Source organism: Bradyrhizobium sp. AS23.2, assembly GCF_001908185.1.
GTDB lineage: Bacteria > Pseudomonadota > Alphaproteobacteria > Rhizobiales > Xanthobacteraceae > Bradyrhizobium.
Map to the genome: position 1 here is coordinate 1 of NZ_LGHM01000229.1, position 20,612 is coordinate 20,612.

Sequence of the window (20,612 nt, forward strand, 5' to 3'; positions counted from 1 at the left end):
AAGCGAGGATGGGTCCTTCGCCTTTCCAGTCAGATTTTCTGCCATTTTTGCCTATTCCAGATGATCTTGCTCAAGAAAGTATCACGTGCCTGAAAAATAAGAACCTATTTCTGATAAGTTCGAAGATAAAAAAGGTCATGATTGTTCTGGAGGGAGCCATGGCCGACAAGGAACTCGAGCTCAATGGGGCGGTGGCCAACGCGATCGATGGCGCGGTCCGTCTGCTGGGCGACATCGAGCGCTTCGGGCTGCGCCTCGCATCTCTCCGTCTGCAGGCCAGCGAGGGGGCGGCGGCCGAGATATTCGTCAGCCTGGCCGTGCCAGCCGATTGCGATCCAGAACAACTTCGCTCGCGCTTTGCCCGGCATTGCGCGGTGCTGTCGCTTCGCCTCGACCGCGTCGCGCTTCAGTGAGGTTAGCCATGCTGCAGTCTCGATCGGCCCCAACCCCCTCGCTTCATTTTCCCGAGAGCCCGACGCGGCCCGAACATGCGGGCGATTATTCGGAGGTCGTCTTTTCCGCTGCGGGCGAGGTGGAGCGGCCGGCGCCGGATGCCGATCTCGCGGCCTTTCGCGATCATGCCGGCAGGCTGATCAGGGTGCTCGATGACGAAGGTCGCGCTTGTGGCCCGTGGGCCCAGCCGAGCGATCCGCAGGCGCTGCGGAATGGTCTGCGCGCAATGCTGAAAACTAGAGCCTACGACGCGCGAATGGTCCGCATGCAACGGCAGGGGCTGACCTCGTTCTACATGCAGTGCACCGGCGAGGAGGCGATCGCCTGCGCATTCCAGGCGGCGCTCGCCAAGGGCGACATGAACTTCCCAACCTATCGCCAGCAGGGACTCTTGATCGCACAGGACTGGCCGCTTGTTGACATGATGTGCCAGGTGCTGTCGAACGCGAAGGATCGCATGAAAGGTCGGCAGCTTCCGGTGTTTTATTCGGCCCCGGATGCAGGCTTCTTCTCGATCTCCGGGAATCTGGGAACGCAATATGTGCAGGCCGTGGGCTGGGCGATGGCCGCAGCCATTCACGGCGCACGCAAGATCGCCGTCGCCTGGATCGGGGAGGGCGCGACCGCGGAAAGCGATTTCCACGCGGCGCTGCTCTTCGCCTCGGTCTATCGGCCGCCCGTCGTACTGAACGTCGTCAACAATCAATGGGCGATATCCTCCAACCAGGCCGTCGCTGGCGGCGCGCAGTCGACGTTTGCGGCGCGCGCGCAGGGCTATGGAATCCCCTCGCTCAGGGTGGATGGCAACGATTACCTTGCGGTGCGGGCCGTCGGCGACTGGGCAGCGGCGCGCGCCCGCAACAATCTCGGCCCGACTCTGATCGAGTTTGTGACCTATCGTGTCGCGCCGCACTCGACATCAGACGATCCATCGAAGTATCGCGCCAGGAACGATCAGTCCGCGTGGCCGCTCGGCGACCCCATCGATCGTCTCAAGATGCATCTCATCGGCATTGGCGAGTGGAGCGAGGAACGTCATGTCGCGCTTCAGGCCAAGCTTGAAGCGGAAGTCTCCCAGGCCGCAGCGGAGGCACGCAGCTACGGCACGCTGCACGATGGTCCGAAGGCAAGTCCCGCGACCATGTTCGAGGATGTCTTCAAGGAAGCGCCCTGGCATCTGCGCGAGCAGAGACAGGCGCTGGGGTACTGACCATGCCGCGTGGAACGATGATCGAAGCGATCCGCGATGCGGTGGATGTCATGATCGCGCGCGATGAACGCGTGGTCACCTTCGGGCAGGATGTCGGCTATTTCGGTGGCGTTTTTCGCTGCACTGAAGGCCTTCAGAAGAAGCATGGCCCTCACCGATGTTTCGATACGCCGATATCGGAGACGGGCATCGTCGGAATTGCGGTCGGCATGGCCGCCTACGGTTTGCGTCCGGTCGCCGAAATCCAGTTCGCCGACTACATGTATCCGGCCTACGACCAGATCGTCTCGGAAGCCGCGCGGTTGCGCTATCGCTCGGCCGGCGATTTCACTTCGCCGCTGGTGATCCGGATGCCATGCGGCGGCGGCATCTATGGCGCGCAAACCCACAGCCAGAGCCCTGAGGCGTTGTTTACCCATGTCTGCGGTCTGAAGACTGTCATTCCCTCCAATCCGCACGACGCAAAGGGGCTGCTCATCGCGGCGATCGAGGATGATGATCCCGTCATCTTCCTCGAGCCGAAGCGTCTCTACAATGGACCATTCGACGGCCATCACGATCGGCCCATCGTGCCGTGGAGCAAGAGCGAGCACGGCGAACTGCCGGAAGGCTACTATACGGTGCCAATCGGCAAGGCATCGGTGCAGCGCGCCGGTGCGGACGTCACGGTTCTTGCCTATGGCACCATGGTGCACGTTGCCGAAGCGGCCGCGAACGAGACTGGCGTCGATGCGGAGATCATCGACTTGCGCACGTTGGTGCCGTTGGACATCGAAACGATTGTGACTTCCGTCTCCAAGACCGGACGGCTGGTGATCGTTCACGAGGGCACGCGAACATCGGGATTCGGCGCCGAACTCGCAGCCGAAGTCCAGGAGCGCTGCTTCTATCATCTCGAGGTACCGATCCAGCGCGTCACCGGGTGGGACACGCCATATCCACATGCGCTGGAGTGGAACTATTTCCCTGGACCGGACCGGGTCGGTCGGGCGCTGCTCAAGGCGATGGAGGCGTAGATGGTCGTGCACCTCGTCAAGCTGCCAGATGTCGGAGAGGGCGTCGCCGAGGCGGAAGTCGTTGAATGGCATGTCGCGATCGGCGACGAGGTTGCCGAGGACCAGATTCTCGCGGCGGTGATGACCGACAAGGCAACGGTTGAAATTCCTTCGCCGTTCAGAGGCCGCATTCGCGAGATTGGCCCGGGTGTGGGTGCCATGCTCGCGGTGGGTGGAAAACTTGCAGTCATTGAGGGCAAGGGGACCGTCGCCGACGATACCATTGCTGTCCCGCTGGCGCCGACGACGCAATTGCCTGCGCCGGCCGTTCTCGAACCCGACCCGAGACAGGCGTTGTTGCGCGCGGACCCGCAGATTCCCGACGTCGGTGCGTCACAGGAGCCGCGAAGGAGGCCGCCGCCCGCACGTGGCGAAAGTCCGGTTGCTTCGCCGGCCGTCCGCGCGCGCGCCCGCACGCTCGGGATCGACCTGCGCATGGTAGGCGGCTCGGGACCCGGACATCGCATCCTGCATCAGGACGTCGATGCCTTCGTCGGTCGCGATGCGGTGCACGCCTCCGCGCCGAGCGCATATGCGCGGCGCGAAGGCATCGAGGAAGTCAAGGTCACGGGCCTGCGGCGCAAGATCGCCGAGCGAATGGCCGACGCGACCCGCCGCATCGCGCATTTCTCTTACGTTGAGGAGATCGATCTCACTACCGCCGAGGATCTGCGCGCGCACCTCAATGCCCGCCACGGCGAGGCGCGAGGCAGGCTCACTGTATTGCCTTTCGTTCTGCGGGCGCTGGTTCTCGCCGTGCGCGAGTTTCCCCAGATAAATGCGCATTATGACGATGCGCGCGAGATTGTGGTGCGTCATCGCGCCGTGCATGCCGGGATAGCCACCCAGACCGACAACGGGTTGATGGTGCCGGTCGTTGCCCACGCCGAGACTCGCGACCTGTGGCAGAGCGCGGCCGAAATCCGCCGACTCGCCGGCGCGGCGCGGGGACGCTCGGCGACGCGCGAGGAGCTCTCCGGCTCCACCATCAGCATCACCAGCCTTGGCGAGCTGGGCGGCATTGCCACGACCCCGGTGATCAACTCACCCGAGGTCGCCATCATCGGCATCAACCGGCTTGCTGTGCGGCCGATGTGGGACGGCGCCCGTTTCGTCCCGCGCAACATGATGAACCTGTCGTCCTCGTTCGATCATCGGGTCGTGGATGGAAATGACGCGGCGTTATTCGTGCGCCGGATCAAGGAACTGCTGGAACAGCCATCCACGCTGTTTATCGAGATGTGACATGGATGCGATCAAGACTGAGGTGTGCGTCGTCGGTGGTGGCCCGGGGGGATACGTCGCGGCCCTCCGCGCCGGCCAACTGGGCCTCAAGACCGTACTGGTCGAGCAGCGCGCCCTTGGCGGCACCTGTCTCAATGTCGGGTGCATTCCGTCGAAATCCCTGATCCATGTGGCGGAGGCCTTCCACCGGACGAAGCTGCAGGTGTCGTCCTCACCGTTCGGCCTTCGCGTCCCCGGTGTGTCCCTCGATTTTCCGGCGGCCCTTGCCTGGAAGGACAGTATCGTCGGGCGGTTGACCGGTGGCGTCGCCGGCCTATTGAAGAAGCAGAATGTCACCACGCTGCGCGGAACGGCACAGATTCAGGATGGCAAGACCTGCATCGTGTCCTCGGACAAGTCCCCGGTCCGGGTGGAAGCGAACCATCTCGTACTGGCCCCAGGCTCCGTACCGGCGGAACTCAAGGCTCTTCCGTTCGGAGGCCCTGTCATCTCCTCGACCGATGCGTTGGCTCTCCATGAAATTCCCTCCCGTCTCGTGGTGGTGGGCGCCGGCTACATCGGGATCGAGTTGGGCACGGCTTTCGCCAAGCTCGGCGCGGACGTCACCATTGTCGAAGGCGCGGAACGGATCCTGCCCGCGTGGGATGCGGAGCTCACCAGGCCGGTCGCGAAGCGGCTCGAGCAGCTCGGCGTCAGGGTGCTTACCAGCACGCTCGCTCGAGGACTAACGGACGATGGTGCGCAGCTTCTCGTCGCCTCCCCACCGAATGGGGAGCCGATTGCGCTGCCGTCCGACAAGATTCTGGTCGCGGTGGGACGAAAGCCGCGCACCGAGGGATTTGGGTTGGAGCGACTCGATCTCGAAATGCGCGGCGCGTTCGTACGTGTCGACGATCGGTGCCAGACATCCATGCGTGACGTCTGGGCCATCGGTGACGTCACGGGTGAGCCGATGCTTGCGCATCGCGCCATGGCGCAGGCCAAGGTGGTGGCGGAACGGATTGCCGGCCTGCACACGGAGTTTGATCATGCCGCCGTGCCTGCCGTGTGCTTCAGCGATCCGGAGATCGTATCTGTCGGGCTGTCGCCGGCGGAGGCCGCGGCATCCGGTCGGCAGGTGAAGGTTGGCACCTTTCCGTTCCTTGCCAACGGCCGGGCGCTCAGTCAGCACGACGAGGCGGGGTTCGTTCGCATCGTGGCGCACGCCGATACGCATCGCGTGCTCGGCATACAGGCCGTTGGGCACGATGTCGCCGAACTTTCCGCCACCTTCGGACTTGCTGTCGAGATGGGCGCTGCGCTCGAGGACATCGCGGGGACGATCCACGCTCATCCGACGCGCGGCGAGGCGATCCACGAGGCTGCGCTCGGCGGATTGGGCCATATGCTGCATCTCTGATCGTCTGATCCCGCCGGTTGCCGGAAAGGGGCGCAGCGGCGCGCCCAATTATGTAATGGCATTGACATAATTTCCATTCTCTTTTAAGGCGAGGCACTCAGGGAGAGTGAGCGTCGCCTTTCGAGAGCGGTCCCGCCGACTGGAGAGAAAAAGCGTCTGATGGCCATCAAGAAACTTCTCATTGCCAACCGTGGCGAGATCGCCATCCGCATTGCACGCGCCGCCAGTGAACTTGGAATCGAGACTGTGGCCGTTTGCGCGGAAGATGATGCACGGAGTCTTCATGTGCGCCGTGCCGATCGCGTGCTTCAGCTCGCCGGCAAGGGGCCGTCGGCATATCTCGACGCGGCGCAGCTGATCGCCCTCGGGAAGGAGGCCGGCTGTGATGCAGTTCATCCGGGCTACGGTTTTCTGAGCGAGAATTTCGAGTTTGCCGATCAAGCCCGACGGAATGGCATCGTCTTTGTCGGGCCGCGGGCGGAACTCCTGGATATGTTCGGGGACAAGTCCAAGGCGCGCAAGTTGGCGCGCACTTGCGGCGTGCCATGCGTTCCCGGCTCGGCAGGGCCGGTGACCCTGGAAGAGGCTCGCAGGTTCTTCGCGAAGCTCGACGCGGGAGCGGCCGTCATCGTCAAGGCGGTGTCCGGCGGCGGCGGTCGCGGCATGCGCATCGTGCGATCGATCGACGCATTGGCGGACGCCTATCAGCGCTGCCGGTCCGAGGCGCTCGGCGCCTTCGGTAACTCCGACGTTTATGTCGAGCGGCTGATCGAGGCTGGTCGTCACATCGAGATTCAGGTCGTCGGCGACGGCAATCGTGTCGTGCATTTTGGCGAGCGCGAATGCACGATCCAGCGCCGCCACCAAAAGATGATCGAGGTTGCTCCGTCACCTACTTTGTCCGTCGGATTGCGTCGCAGGCTTTGCGATGCCGCGGTTCGCATGGCGAGCGAGGTCGGCTACCAGGGCCTTGGAACCTTCGAGTTTCTGGTATGGAACGCGCGCGAGGGCGACGGTGAGTTCGCCTTTATCGAGGTTAACCCGCGTCTCCAGGTCGAACACACCGTGACCGAGGAGGTGTATGGAATTGATCTCGTGCAGATGCAGCTTCGTATCGCAGGTGGCGCCACGCTGGCTGCACTGGGGATCGATGAGGGAGCTCAGCCGAGACCCGAAGGCATCGCCATCCAGCTGCGTGTCAACATGGAAACGATCGATGGCGAGGGTAACACGCGATCGACGGGCGGTACGCTGGACGTTTTCGATCTGCCGGCCGGGCCCGGGATTCGTGTCGACACATTCGGCTACACTGGCTATCAGACGAGCCCGCGCTATGACTCGCTTTTGGCGAAGCTGATCGTGCATCATCGCTCGGACCGCTATTCCGACGCCCTGCTGCGGGCTCGACGGTCGCTCAGCGAGTTTCGCGTTGAGGGCGTTGCCACCAACATCCCGCTGCTTGGCGCGCTGCTCCAACATCCCGCGGTGCAGGCGAACGAGCTGCATACACGCTTCGTGGAAGACAATATCGCCGCGCTTCTGAGCAGCATCGTAGCGGTCGAAGCAGTGCCCGCCCGAGATCGCGGTGCTTCGAGCGCGAAGCGCTCGCTCGATCCGCTGGCGGTGTTCGGTGGCGAAGGCGGCCGTCCTCTTTCGGAGCGCATCCTGAATCTGCCTGCAATCCAACAGGCGGAGGTGATCGTGTCGCCGCTGCAGGGCACGGTGGTTGGCATTGACGTCACCGAGGGCCAGCAGGTGCGAGCCGGCGAGCAGGTCGCCGTGCTCGAAGCGATGAAAATGGAGCACCCTGTCCTCGCCAGCGTCAGCGGCAAGGTCATGGCGGTCGCCGTCGAGGTGGGCGACGCACTCTTCGAGAGCATGCCGCTGCTCTACATTCAGGCGAGCGCCGACGGTGAGGTGATCGCCGAGACGGCTGCGGAAGTCGATCTCGACGCCATTCGGCCTGACCTTGCCGAGGTGATCGAACGACACGACGTTCTAGGAGACGCGCGACGACCCGACGCGGTGGCGAGGCGTCGCAAGACCGGTCAACGTACAGCGCGCGAGAATATCGCCGACCTATGCGACGAGGGGAGCTTCATTGAATATGGCGGCCTCGCGCTCGCTTCGCAGCGACACCGGCGCTCGCTCGATGAACTGCTGAAGATCAGTCCGGCCGACGGCTTGATCACCGGTATCGGCTCCGTCAACGGAAGCTTGTTCGCCGAGGACGCGGCACGCTGTGCGGTGTTGGCCTATGATTACACCGTATTTGCGGGTACGCAGGGCTATACGAGCCACCGCAAGACTGATCGTCTTCTGGCCCTTGCACGGAAATGGGCGATTCCCACGGTCGTCTTTGCCGAAGGCGGCGGTGGGCGCCCGGGCGATCAATGGCACGCGCCTGTCGGGCTCGACAGTCCGACCTTCTCGCTGGCGGGCAGCCTTAGCGGCCTGGTGCCGACGGTCGGCATCGCTTCGGGCCGATGCTTCGCGGGCAATGCCGCGCTGCTCGGCGTCTGCGACGTGATCATCGCGACGCGGAACGCCAACATCGGCATGGGCGGTCCGGCAATGATCGAGGGTGGCGGCCTCGGCGTCTACCGTCCGGAAGAGGTCGGGCCGCTCGACGTCCAGGCGCCCAATGGTGTGGTCGATATCGTCGTGGAGAACGAGGCCGATGGCGTCGCTGCGGCGAAGAAATACTTGTCGTATTTCCAGGGGCGGATCGGCACGTATGACGTTGCCGACCAGCGCCTGCTTCGCTCTGCCGTCCCGGAAAACCGGATGCGCTCATATGACATCCGTGCGCTGATCGCGACGCTGGCCGACGCCGGTTCGGTGTTGGAACTGCGATCGGCTTTCGGACCTGGCATGATCACCGCCTTTATCCGCATAGAGGGGCGGGCACTTGGCGTCATCGCCAACAATTCCATGCATCTGGGGGGCGCAATCGCCGCGGAGGGCGCAGACAAGGCGGCGCGCTTCATCCAGCTTTGCGACGGTTTCAACATCCCGATCCTGTCACTGTGCGACACGCCGGGCATGATGGTTGGCCCGGAAATCGAGAAGGCCGCGCAGGTGCGCCACACTTCGCGCTTGTTCCTTGCAGCGCAAAGCATCACGGTACCGTATTTCACGGTGGTGCTCCGCAAGGCCTATGGACTCGGCGCCATCGCCATGGCTGGCGGCAGTGCACACTCATCGTTCTTCTTTGTCGCGTGGCCGACAGGAGAGTTCGGAGCCATGGGCCTCGAAGGTGCAGTGAAGCTGGCTTACCGCAAGGAAATGGCGGACATCGAAGACGCGCAAGAGCGGAAGAGATGGTACGACACGATGGTTGCCAAGTCCTACGAGCAAAGCAGGGCGCTTCATGGTGCAACGCATCTGGAATTCGACGATGTGATCGATCCGAAGGATACGCGCAGCTGGATCTCCCGCGGCCTGCGAGCCGTAGGGACGGTCGGCGCACCGGCTGCAAAGAAGCGTCCCTTGGTCGATGCCTGGTGAGTTATTCGCCGTCGGGTGCTCAGTCGGGCTTGCGCAGGTTGTGGCCGATCCGGATGAGAAGATCGGTCAGGACCTTTTTCTCTTCGGACGAGATGCCGCTGGTGATCTTGCGATAGAACTGAAATGACTGCTGCAAGATGTCCGTCCAGAACTCATAGCCCGTCGGGGTCATCCGAACGATGCGGACGCGGCGATCCTGCGGGCTCTCGACGCGTTCGACGTAGCCTTGTCGTTCCAGCCGCTTCAACACCGCATCGAGATTCTGGCGGCTGACCGCCAGGTATTCGACGAGATCGGCTAATGCCATGCTGAGATCGGCATTGCGCGACACTGCACCGAGCACTGCGCCCTGAACGCTGGAGACGTTGACGTGGTGCTGAACGCCACGCTCATACAGGTTGCTGGACTGAACAAGGCGGAAGAACAGCCGATTGTTGATCGCATTCACCGAATTGTCCGGTGACGTGGTGGACTGCGACTTGGCTTTCTCTTTGGACACGGCGGCTCCATGCGGCTTCGGATCATCACGTGATAGATGCGTAAACGAGTTGACGCAATTGCCGTTTGGGCTTATGGCAATCGACGTCGGGTCAATTCAATCTCAAGGTCGGCTGGTCTTTCGATTGAGGCTCCTGTCGCAGATTGCTCGTCGTGCGTACGCACGATCGGGAACGTTGCGCCAGTCGCATGGATATCCGTTCGCCGATCGACATAAGAAGGCGATCGCAAGGCAAGGGAGGAAGCAGTGTCAAAGTTGGAGATGCGTTGTTATCAGTTGCTCGAGTTTGGTTCGCCGTTAGTCGAATCCAAGCAATTTATTCCGGCTCCAACAGGAACGGAAGTGGTGGTGGGCGTCAAGGGAGCGGGCGTCTGCCATAGCGATGTCCACATTTGCGAAGGGTTCTTTGATCTCGGCGGTGGCAAGAAAGCGCCGCTGGGCGGGGTGACGCTGCCGTTGACGCCAGGGCATGAAATTGCCGGCGAGGTGCTTGCCGTAGGCCCGGATGCCAAAGGCGCGAAGGTGGGCGACGTGGTGCTGGTCGATCCCTGGATCGGTTGCGGCAGTTGTCATGTGTGTTCGATCGGCGACGATCACCTGTGCAGCAAGCCGCGCTTTATGGGTCTCAATGGCAATGGCGGTTTCACTGACTGCCTCGTCGTCCCGCATTCGCGCTATCTCATCGATCTTGGGGGGCTCGATCCGGTGAAGATGGCGCCGTATGCGTGCTCTGGCCTCACTGCTTTTGGGGCCATCAAGAAATTTCAACCGTTGCTAAAGACGCAACCGATCGTGGTGATCGGGGCGGGGGGCCTCGGCCTGATGTCGCTTCACATTCTGGCGATGCTCGGTGCCAAAGGGGCGATCGTGATCGAGCTTGACGAGCGGCGGCGTGCGGCGGCGCTGGAGGCCGGCGCGCTCGCAGCACTGGATCCGAACGATCCCAAGGTCGTGCGGAAGGTGCGCGACCTCGTCGGCGGCCCCGTGATGGGCGTCATCGATTTCGTCGGATCCGAGCAGACCGCCACGCTCGGCTTCAATCTGCTGGGACGTGGCGGCAAGCTGGTGATCGTCGGCCTGTTCGGCGGTGCAGTGACGCTCCCCGTTGCGATGTTCCCGAGCCGGGGTGTTTCGATCGAGGGCAGCTATATCGGCTCTCACGCGGAGCTTGAAGAGCTGATCGAGCTGGCACGCAATCGCGAAGGTGGTCCCCCGCCGATCATCATCAATCCGCGTCCGTTGACCAAGGCCAACGAAGCAATCTCCGATCTTCGCAATGGCAATGTCGTCGGCCGCGTTGTGCTCGTTCCGTAAGCAGATCGAGTCGCGGAGCCGAGACTAGGAGTGGTCATGCACTATCAATCACTGATCAACGGCGTCCTGAACGACGGCGTCCTGAAGCTTGATGTTGTCAATCCGGCGACGGAGCAGGTGTTTGCGACGGCAGCGCGCGCCGACGAGGCGCTTTTGAACGAGGCTGTCGCTGCGGCCAAGAACGCCTTTCCCGCATGGTCTCGCACCAGCGCCGACGATCGCCGGGCGAAGGTCCTGGCACTGGGCCAGGCCATCGAGCAGAACGCGGACGAATTTGCGCGCTTGCTGACGATGGAGCAGGGCAAGCCGATCACGCTTGCGCGCCAGGAGGTAGCGTGGGCGGCCGGCATGTTCAAGTTCTTCGCCTCGATGAGCGTGTCGGACGTCGTGCTCAAGGAATCCTCTCGCGGAAGGGTAATCCAGCAGCACAAGCCGCTGGGTGTGGTCGCCGCCATCGCGGCGTGGAATTATCCGCTGCATATTCTGTCCATGAAGCTGGCGCCGGCCCTTATGGTCGGCAATACGGTGGTTGCGAAACCAGCGCCGACCACGCCGCTCAGCGCGCTTCTGTTCGCAAAGCTTGCGGCGCAGATCGTGCCTCCGGGCGTGATCAACGTCATCGTCGACAACAACGATCTCGGGGAAGTCCTCACCAACCATCCCGACGTTGCCAAGGTTGCGTTCACGGGCTCGACTGCCACAGGGAAGAAGGTGATGTCGTCCGCTGCCTCCAGTCTCAAGCGGATTACGCTCGAGCTCGGTGGCAATGACGCGGCGATCGTCCTCGACGATGCCGATCCAAAGGTGGTGGCGCCGAAGATCTTCCGGCTTGCCTTCACCAATTCCGGGCAGATCTGCCTTGCGATCAAGCGGCTCTATGTCCCGTCCTCGCTGTACGATGCGATCTGCGATGAATTGGTCAAGGAGGCCGAGAAGACGGTGATAGGCGACGGTCTCGACGACAAGACGACGCTCGGGCCTGTGCAGAACCGACAGCAGTTCGAGCGGGTGAAGGCCCTTCTTGCGGACGCAAAGGCTAATGGTCGCGTGATCGCCGGTGGTGACGTCGGCGAGGGTAAGGGCTATTTCATTCCCGCATCGCTGGTCCGAGACATCTCCGACTCCGCACGGCTGGTTCGTGAGGAGCAGTTCGGGCCGGTGTTGCCGATCCTCCGCTACGACGATCTCGATGATGCCGTCAGGAGGGCCAACGATTCGGAGTTCGGCCTTGGGGGATCCGTCTGGACCGCCAATCCCGCACGCGGCTTCGAGGTGGCTGCGCGCCTCGAGGTGGGGACGGCGTGGGTCAACAACCACATCGATGTGCGCGCCGACGTTCCGTTCGGCGGCGCCAAGCAGTCCGGCGTCGGGGTCGAACTCGGGCAGGACGGTCTGGAGGAATACACCCAGGCGACGGTCATCTACGCAACGGCATGATGCACCACCAAGAAGCCCGGCTGGCGCAGCCGGGCTTCTTGCTTTTGTCTAAGCTCTCATTTTTGAGCCTTGCAGCCCGCCAGGAAGGGGGGCGTGCAGTCAGCCGTTCGATGCGGAGGCGCGGCGCCCCCCTCGCGAGCCGTAGATGCCGGCCGATGCTTCATCCGTCACATCAGGGGCATTCGTCCTTCAACGGCCGGGCCCGGTTTATCAACGATTTCAAACGGCAATTCGCCGCTGCGGCGAGGTCGCAGGTGAGTGGCATGGCCGCCAATGGGTCGGCCAAGGTCTGACAACGCGTTGACATAACAGCCATGACCGGTATTATCCGAATAAATAAGATTGGCTTTTGCGGCCGTCGGTAAAAATTCGACAAAATGCGGGAGCCGCAAAGAGGGGGGGAAGCGCGTGAAGCTCAATCGTCTTCTGAAACTATCGGCCTGTGTTCTCGCCTCGGTGGTCGGCGCAAGTGGGATCGCAACCGGGCAGATTTCCGACGATGTCGTACGCCTTGGCTTCATCATGGATATGTCGGGCCCCTATGCGGACTACGCCGGAAAGTATTCGGTCGAAGCCGGGAAGATGGCGGTGGAGGATTTCGGCGGAAAGGTGTTGGGCAAGCCGATTGAAGTTCTCTCTGCGGACCATCTGAACAAGACGGACAACGCCGGCGCCAAGGCCCGGGAGTGGTTCGATAACGACAAGGTCGATGCCATTCTCGATGTTCCGGGAACGGGAACGGCGCTGGCCGTGCTCGAGGTCGCCAAGCAGAAAAACAAGATGGCGATCTTCAACAGTGCAGGCGGTTCGCGGCTATCCAATGAGAGCTGCTCGACGGTGTCGATCCACTATCCCTTCGACACCTACTCGCTCGCCAAGCCGCTCGTGAACACTCTCGTGAAGAAAGGGCTTGATAGCTGGTTCATCGTCGCGCTCGACGCCGGATTTGGTCTTGATTACGTCAACGATGTAACGAGCTTCTTGGGCCAGGACGGCGGCAAACTGGTCGGCACGGTTCGTCATCCGCTGGCTACGTCGGATTTCTCGTCGTTCCTGCTCACCGCGCAGCGTTCGGGGGCCAAGGTGGTCGCCATCGCGAACGCTGCCAACAACCTCACCAGCACCATCAAGACGGCGCGCGAATTCGGAATGTTCGACTCCGGCCAGCGCCTGGTCGCTCTCTATGTTCTCCTGGATGACATTCACTCGCTCGGCGTGAAGGATATGCAGGGGCTTCTTCTCACGGAGGCCTGGTACTGGGATCTGAACGACGAAACGCGGGCCTGGGCAAAGCGCTTCTTCGAGCGCACCAAGCGCATGCCGAATGCGGTGCAGGCGTCCGTTTATTCATCGACGTTGCAGTACCTGAAGGCGATCGAAAAAACGGGTACCGACGATGCCGCTACCGTTCGCGCCCAGATGCTGAAGATGCCGATCAACGACATGTTCGCGAAGAACGGTTACATCCGCGAGGATGGCCGGATGATCCATGATCTCTACCTGTTCGAGGTCAAGAAGCCTTCCGAGTCGAAGGGGCCGTGGGACGTCTACAAGCTGGTGCAGACAGTTCCTGGCAAGGACGCATTTCGTCCCGTGTCCGAATCGAAGTGCCCGCTCGTCGCAGGCAAGAAGGACTAGCCGTGTTTGCGGGCGTCGGCATGTTCTGCCGGCGTCCATTTCTCGTTCTGCTTCGGAGCATCGCATGTCGCATGATCTTGTCAGCGGGGGAACGCTAGGCAATCTCGTTATCAGCGCGGTCGCGCGGTTTGGCGACAGGCCCGCGATCGGTGACGACCGGAAGCGTTGGAGCTACCGTGAACTCGGTGAGCAGATGGGACGAATTGTCGCCGTTCTGCGCGGTCTCGGTCTCGGGCCCGGTAGCTCGCTGTCCATGCTTTCACCCAACCGCGCCGAGGTGTGGGCGGTCATGAACGCGGCGCTCATCATGGGCATGCGGTACACGCCGCTGCACCCTCTGTCGGCGGAGGACGACCAGGCCTACGTTATCGAAGATGCGGAAGCAGATATCCTGATTGTCGATGGCGAGACGTTCGCGGATCGCGGCCGCGTCATCAAGCAGCGTGTGCCGGGACTGAAGCACCTGATGGCGTTTGGTGAAGTGGATGGCATCCCGGACCTGCTGAAAGCGGTTGCTGCGGCCGAACCGGCGCCGCTGGTTGATCAGGGGAGCGGCGGAGAGGTCGCCTGGCTCGCGTACACGGGCGGCACGACCGGGCGCTCCAAGGGAGTCATGATGCCTCATCGCGCGATGACGGCGGCGGTGCTGAGCATCTACGCGGACTGGGAGTGGCCAGTCGATGTCCGCTACCTCGCGTCCACGCCAGTGAGCCACGCGGCGGCGGTGTTTCTGTGGCCGACCATGATGCGTGGCGGGTTCTCATTCCTGGTTCCGGGCTTCCAGCCAGACCACTATTGCCGCACGGTCGAGCGCGAGCGCATCAACGCGCTCATGCTCGTCCCTACCGCGATCTACACGCTGCTCGACGACGAGGCGACGCGCGCGAAATACGATCTCTCATCCATCGAGCTCATCGCTTATGGCGCCGCGCCGATGTCACCGGACCGCCTGCGCCAGGCCATCGACGTTTTTGGCCAGAATTTCGCGCAGTTCTATGGCCTGACGGAAGCGCCACTTTGCATCACATCCATGCGCAAGAGCGACCACGATGTCAGCAAGCCGCACCGATTTGGGTCGTGCGGCCGCATCACGGCGCTGACCGACGTCAAGCTGTTCGACCCGCAGATGCGTGAAGTCGGGCTTGGCGAGCCCGGCGAAATATGTCTGCGCGGCCCGCTCGCGATGAAGGGCTATTGGAAGCTTCCCGAGGCGACCGAGAAAGCCTTCCGGGGCGGATGGCTGCACACCGGCGATGTCGCGACGAAAGACGAGGAGGGCTTTCTTTACATCGTCGATCGCACCAAGGACATGATCATTTCCGGCGGCTTCAACATCTATCCGCGTGAGGTGGAAGACACACTGATGAGCCATCCCGCGGTCGCGTCCGCCGCCGTGATCGGAGTGCCGGATCAAAAGTGGGGAGAAGCGGTCAAGGCGTTCGTCGTCCTCAAGCAGGACACCAGCATCAATGCAGAGGAGCTTAAGGCCTTCGTCAAGGCCAAGCGGGGGGCCGCGTGGGCTCCGAAGTCGATCGACTTCGTCAAGGAACTGGCCCTCACCGCGCTTGGCAAGATCGACCGCAAGGCGATGCGTGCACCTTACTGGTCCGGTCAGGCGCGGAGCGTGGCATGACGGCTGGATGGCGTCCGCGACGCGGCCGCCATCGTGGCTCAGTGGACGAAGCAGTTAAAGAGTCGAATATTTAAGAACGTTCGAACAAGGTGCCCGCGACCATGGCCACTGCTGATCAAAGCGGGAAAGCTGTGTCGCGCCAGAGATGTTCTTTATTATTATCAAAGACATGATCTGGAAATCGGTTCGCGGGTCATCCGCCGACAGAGTCCACCGCGCGTTCGTCCAACATACGTCATGATGTTGCTCGCTTCATCTGTTGCTATTTGTTCGAATGTAATGATATGCGTGGCGTGCAAACGCTAAAGAGGGGGACGTCGATGGTTCAAAAGGGCCTTCAAATCGGAGCGCGGCTGTGTGGAATTTTGGCCGCAATGTTTGTTGTTTCGGGTGCGAGTGCTCAGGAAGGCCTCACGAACAACGAAGTCCGCATCGGCATTCTCAACGACATGTCCGGACCGTATTCGGATTCGGTCGGCCAGGGCATCGTCGACGCCGCGCAATGGGCGATCGACGATTTCGGCGGCAACATGGACGGCAAGCCGATCCTGCTGATGAATGCCGATACGCAATTGAAAGCCGACATTGCATCCGCAATCGCGCGCCGCTGGATCGACGAGAACAACGTCGATGCGCTGCTGACTCCTGCAGGCACCGCGACCACCATGGCCGCCCTGGAACTCGCCAAGCTCCGAGGCATCACCATTCTGAACACCGGCGGCGTCAGTTCGGACCTTTCCGGCAAGGCATGCAGCGAGTTGTCCACTCATTGGATCATCGATACTTATGCAGCCGCCAAGCTTGGCGTAAAGGCAGGAGCCATTGTCGGTGCGAAGAGCTGGTTCTTCGTCACAGCCGACTATGCCTTTGGTGAGAATCTGCAGCGCGACGCCGAGAATGAAATTCGGAGCACCGGCGGCAAGACGCTGGGCAGCGTGCGCGCTCCAATCAATACCATGGATTTCAGCTCGTTCCTCCTGACCGCCCAGTCATCGCGGGCAGATATCATCGCGATGGCGAACGCCGGCGGCGATACTCTCAACTCGCTGAAGCAGGCTGGAGAATTCGGTATTCGTGCCGGCGGACAGAAGCTGATCGGCTTGATTACCAACACGTCCGACATCCACGCCCTGGGGCTGGAGGCCGCACAAGGACTTATGCTCTCGGACAGCTATTTCTGGGATCGCGATGATGCGACCCGCGCGTTCGCAAAGCGCTTCGAAGCAAAATTCAAGCGCTATCCTTCGCAGAATCACGCCGCAGCCTACTCTGCCACTCTTCACTATCTGCGGGCGATCAAGGCTGCCGGCACCGATAATGCGAAGAGCGTCAACGCCAAGATGCGCGAGATGCCCGTGAACGACTTCTTTGCGCTGAATGGCACCATCCGCCAGGATGGCCGAATGATCCCAAGCTATGTTTACCTGCTCGAAGCGAAGAAGCCTGCCGATTCGCGAAGCGGGTGGGACCTCTACAATCTGATCGAGAAGGTTCCGGGTGACCAGGCCTACCGGCCCCTGAACCAAGGGGGATGCCCGCTCGTCAAGAATTAGGCCGTGCCCTTGCGTGCCGTGATCTCTCCAAGTGCTTGTTCAGGTTCTCCAGCGAGCAATGACGTGCTTGTCTCGTTAGCCTCGCTGCGAAAGCCGGCACTTGGAAGGTTGCGGTTCGATCGGCAATGCCGGCGGTTCACGCCCGATCTGATCGCGCTGAACCCGTCCGCCGAGCGCTATCTCCTCCCCGAAAAGAGGTTCTGATGTACCTTACGCAGTCACTTCGCAGGTCGGCTCAGACGAGAGCCGGCCATCTTGCCAGCGTTGATGGCTCTGAACGTTGGACGTGGAGCGAATTGCTTGATCGCGTTGGCCGCATGGCCGGGGCCTTCAAGCATCTGGGCCTGCGTGCAGGAGACCGGGTTGCCGTTCTGGCGCTGAATTCAGCCCGCTACAAAGAGGTCTACTACGCGGCGTTCTGGAGCGGCGTCGTCATCGTTCCCCTCAATACGCGGTGGAGCCTCGAGGAGCTTGTCTACGGAGTCGGTGACTCCGAGCCGCGTGCTCTCTATGTCGACACGGAGTTTCTGAAATTCGCAGATCCTCTGAAGGCGCGATGTCCGTCACTCGAGCATATCGTTCTGATGGACGCGGCCGCGGACAAGAGCGCAGAATCGACTTGCCTCGCCTACGAGGATCTGATCGTTCAAAACAAGGCCGAGAAGCCGGCGCTTGTTGCCGGCAGCGATCTTGCGATGATCTGCTATACCGGCGGAACGACGGGGCGTTCCAAAGGCGTCATGCTCAGTCAGCTCAGCCTATGGTCGAGTGCTATGGCTTTGACTGCCGATCGAGGTCTGGTGGGACCCAAAGCGGTTTCACTGCATGTTCTGCCGTTGTTTCACATCGGAGGCGTGCAGAACGTATTCGCTACCGGAATCCACGGAGGCATGGATGTCTTTCACTCGGCCTTCGAGCCGAAAGCCTTCCTGGGCGCCATTTCCCAGCACCATGTCACACACGTTGTCATGGTGCCGACCATGATCCGGATGCTGCTCGACCAGCCCGATATTGCGCAGTACGACCTTTCTTCCCTGAAAAATCTCTACTACGGCGCTGCGCCAATGTCCGAGGCGCAGATCCGGGAGGCGGTGCAAAAGCTGCCCGGCGTCGAGATGCAGCAGGGCTACGGGCAAACCGAACTATCGCCGCATATATCGACGCTCTGGCCAGAATATCATACGCCTGCCGGGGTCGAGGCGAGCAGGGTTCGCTCTGCTGGACAAGCGGGACGCTGCGTGGAGATCATCATCGCGGATCCGACCGGAAACGAGCTGTCCCGCGGCGAGGTCGGGGAGGTCAGGGTGCGTGGCCCGCACATGATGCTCGGCTATTGGCGCAAGCCGGAAGAAACCGCAGCAACGATCGTTGATGGATGGATTCGCACCGGCGATGCCGGATATATGGATGAAGACGGCTTCGTCTTCCTTGTCGATCGCCTGAAAGATCTGATCGTGTCGGGTGGCGAGAATGTCTATTCGGCTGAAGTCGAGAATGCTTTGGCGAGCCATCCGTCCGTGGCGACGGGGGGTCGTCATCGGTGTGCCTGACGATAAATGGGGCGAAGTGGTCCATGCCATTGTCCAGCTTCGAGAGGGGCATGGCGCATCCGAGGCCGACATCATCGACCATTGCAGGCGTCTGATCGCCGGTTACAAATGTCCGCGCTCAGTGACCTTCCGAACGCAGCCTTTTCCGGTGTCTGGCGCGGGCAAGGTCCTGAAGCGCGAACTCCGCAACGAATACGTGGAAATGCGCGGGACAGCGCGAAAGAGCTCGAGCGCGTGAAATCGGCTCCTCCGCGCCACCATGAGTGCACGATTCGTTTCAAAGGACCGGGCATTCGGGGACGGGACATCAAGTGGCAGGGCGTCATCGCGGGGATGGCGTCGGCGGACATCGGCCCGGCTCGGGCCCGGGCCCGGGCGCTCTTCCATGCGCCCACAAGAATTCAGAGATTATAGGGCAAGACAGATGAAAACAGCCGTTACTGAGCTCTTTGGAATCAAGTACCCGATCGTCCAAGGAGGCATGCACCATGTCGGTTTGGCGGAACTGGCCTCCGCTGTCTCCAACGCCGGAGGCTTGGGGATCATCACCGGCTTGACCCAGAGGACTCCGGAGCTTCTCGCCAAGGAGATCGCGCGCTGTCGCGACATGACCGACAAGCCATTCGGCGTGAATCTCACGTTTCTTCCGACATTCTCGGCGCCGCCTTACCCCGAATATATATCGGCGATCGTCGAGGGGGGGATCAAGGTCGTGGAAACTGCGGGGCGCAGTCCTGAGCAGTACATGCCGGTGCTCAAAGCGGCGGGCATCAAGGTCATTCACAAGTGCACCTCGATCAAGCATGCGTTGAAAGCGGAGCGTATCGGGTGCGACGTCATTAGCGTCGATGGATTCGAGTGCGGTGGTCACCCTGGAGAAGATGACGTCCCCAACATGATCTTGCTTCCCCGCGCGGCGGAGGAGTTGACCGTGCCGTTTATCGCCTCTGGCGGAATGGCCGATGGTCGCAGCCTTGTGGCGGCGCTGGCTCTCGGGGCCTCCGGCATCAACATGGGCACCCGCTTTATCGCGACGCAAGAAGCCCCAGTGCATGTGAACGTCAAAAAGGCTCTCGTGGCGGCAACCGAGCTCGATACGCGAATTATCATGCGTGCACTCCGCAACACGGAGCGTGTCTTGAACAATTCGGCCGTCGAGCGGCTTGGTGCGATCGAACGGGAGAAGGGATCCTCGCTGAAGATCGAAGACATCTTGAGCGAGGTGGCGGGCGTCTACCCCAAAGTGATGCGCGATGGTGCGGTCGAAGCCGGTGCGTGGAGTTGCGGCATGGTGGTGGGCCTGATCAATGATATTCCGACGGTCGGGGAGCTCGTCGATCGTATCGTTCGCGAAGCAGAACAAATCATCAGGCAGCGTCTCGTCGGGTGCTTCGACGGGACGGGTTTAGGGAAAGTTGCCTGAGGTCCCCGGTCGCATGCGCGCGGGGCAAGTTCGATCTCGCGGACGATCTCGAAGTGAAGACCATCGCGGGCTTCAGCGACGCCTGACACGTCACGAGCAAGATTGTTTCTGACATCGCTCCAGAATTCAAACTCGCGGTTTGGCCGGAGCATCCCGAGGAAGAACCACGTGTCTGCCGATATCATCCTGGAAACCAGGGGCTTGACGAAGGAATTTGCCGGCTTTGTCGCTGTCAACGATGTCAACTTCCGCATCGCGCGCGGCACGATTCACGCGTTGATCGGCCCGAACGGCGCCGGCAAGACGACGTGCTTCAATCTGTTAACGAAGTTCCTGAAACCGTCCGCTGGGAAAATCCTGTACAAGGGACAGGACATCACCGCGATGGCGCCGGCCGACGTGGCGCGCATGGGGCTGGTCCGTTCGTTCCAGATTTCGGCGGTATTTCCGCATCTCACCGCGTTGGAAAACGTCCGTGTCGCGCTGCAGCGCCAGCACGGCAGCTTCTTCGATTTCTGGCGCTCCAAGTCGGTGCTCAACCGCTTCAACAACCGTGCGCTGGAGCTGTTGAACGATGTCGGCCTCAGCGAGTTTGCCAATACGCCGGCGGTCGAGATGCCCTATGGGCGCAAGCGCGCACTGGAGATCGCAACCACGCTCGCGCTCGACCCGGAGATGATGCTGCTGGACGAG

At 61.7% G+C, this 20,612-nt stretch carries 16 protein-coding genes; 15 read left to right on the plus strand and 1 reads right to left on the minus strand.

The genetic code is table 11. The annotated features are described in order from the left end of the window. From AC630_RS46450 to AC630_RS38300, 6 genes are all read left to right on the plus strand, one after another. On the plus strand, positions 1-413 hold a 413-nt coding region (locus AC630_RS46450; RefSeq protein WP_208867102.1), incomplete at its 5' end, for a hypothetical protein. Between the two features lie 8 nt (positions 414-421). Beyond that, positions 422-1,663 carry a thiamine pyrophosphate-dependent dehydrogenase E1 component subunit alpha gene (locus AC630_RS38280; RefSeq protein WP_074123544.1) on the plus strand — a complete coding sequence of 414 codons (1,242 nt, stop codon included), beginning with the start codon at positions 422-424 and terminating at the stop codon, positions 1,661-1,663. 2 nt (positions 1,664-1,665) lie between these two features. Then, entirely contained in the window at positions 1,666-2,679 is a 1,014-nt protein-coding gene (locus tag AC630_RS38285) for an alpha-ketoacid dehydrogenase subunit beta (protein ID WP_074123545.1), read from the plus strand. Continuing rightward, positions 2,680-3,963 (plus strand): dihydrolipoamide acetyltransferase family protein, encoded by a 1,284-nt coding sequence (locus tag AC630_RS38290; protein ID WP_074123546.1) that lies wholly within the window; start codon positions 2,680-2,682, stop codon positions 3,961-3,963. 1 nt (position 3,964) lies between these two features. Then, on the plus strand, positions 3,965-5,362 hold the full coding sequence (gene lpdA / locus AC630_RS38295) for a dihydrolipoyl dehydrogenase (RefSeq protein ID WP_074123547.1): 1,398 nt from the start codon (positions 3,965-3,967) through the stop codon (positions 5,360-5,362). A gap of 159 nt (positions 5,363-5,521) precedes the next feature. Further along, positions 5,522-8,872, plus strand: a complete 3,351-nt coding sequence (locus tag AC630_RS38300) for a carboxyl transferase domain-containing protein (protein WP_074123548.1) — start codon at positions 5,522-5,524, stop codon at positions 8,870-8,872. Between the two features lie 19 nt (positions 8,873-8,891). On the opposite strand, the gene AC630_RS38305 is transcribed toward AC630_RS38300, so the two are convergent. After that, a complete protein-coding gene (locus AC630_RS38305) occupies positions 8,892-9,371 on the minus strand; it encodes a MarR family winged helix-turn-helix transcriptional regulator (RefSeq protein ID WP_074123549.1) in 480 nt (159 codons plus the stop codon). Between the two features lie 261 nt (positions 9,372-9,632). On the opposite strand from AC630_RS38305, the gene AC630_RS38310 reads away from it, so the two are divergent. The 9 genes from AC630_RS38310 to AC630_RS38350 all read left to right on the plus strand — a co-directional run. Continuing rightward, on the plus strand, positions 9,633-10,685 hold the full coding sequence (locus AC630_RS38310) for an alcohol dehydrogenase catalytic domain-containing protein (RefSeq protein WP_074123550.1): 1,053 nt from the start codon (positions 9,633-9,635) through the stop codon (positions 10,683-10,685). A 36-nt stretch (positions 10,686-10,721) separates the two neighbouring features. Beyond that, a complete protein-coding gene (locus AC630_RS38315) occupies positions 10,722-12,122 on the plus strand; it encodes an aldehyde dehydrogenase family protein (protein ID WP_074123551.1) in 1,401 nt (466 codons plus the stop codon). A gap of 408 nt (positions 12,123-12,530) precedes the next feature. Continuing rightward, complete coding sequence (locus AC630_RS38325) at positions 12,531-13,760, plus strand: ABC transporter substrate-binding protein (RefSeq protein ID WP_074123553.1); 1,230 nt, start codon at positions 12,531-12,533, stop codon at positions 13,758-13,760. A 64-nt stretch (positions 13,761-13,824) separates the two neighbouring features. Next, a complete protein-coding gene (locus AC630_RS38330; protein ID WP_074123554.1) occupies positions 13,825-15,393 on the plus strand; it encodes an AMP-binding protein in 1,569 nt (522 codons plus the stop codon). A 374-nt stretch (positions 15,394-15,767) separates the two neighbouring features. Further along, entirely contained in the window at positions 15,768-16,946 is a 1,179-nt protein-coding gene (locus AC630_RS38335; protein ID WP_245330640.1) for an ABC transporter substrate-binding protein, read from the plus strand. Positions 16,947-17,149: 203 nt separating this feature from the next. After that, entirely contained in the window at positions 17,150-18,496 is a 1,347-nt protein-coding gene (locus tag AC630_RS38340; RefSeq protein ID WP_167561365.1) for an AMP-binding protein, read from the plus strand. Beyond that, positions 18,441-18,734: an AMP-binding enzyme gene (locus AC630_RS43115; protein ID WP_245330641.1), complete on the plus strand. Its 294-nt coding sequence runs from the start codon at positions 18,441-18,443 to the stop codon at positions 18,732-18,734. Before AC630_RS38340 ends, AC630_RS43115 begins: the two co-directional genes overlap by 56 nt. 186 nt (positions 18,735-18,920) lie before the next feature. Next, a complete protein-coding gene (locus AC630_RS38345; RefSeq protein ID WP_074123556.1) occupies positions 18,921-19,919 on the plus strand; it encodes an NAD(P)H-dependent flavin oxidoreductase in 999 nt (332 codons plus the stop codon). A gap of 168 nt (positions 19,920-20,087) precedes the next feature. After that, the coding region (locus tag AC630_RS38350) for an ABC transporter ATP-binding protein (protein WP_074123557.1) at positions 20,088-20,612 on the plus strand (525 nt) is incomplete at its 3' end.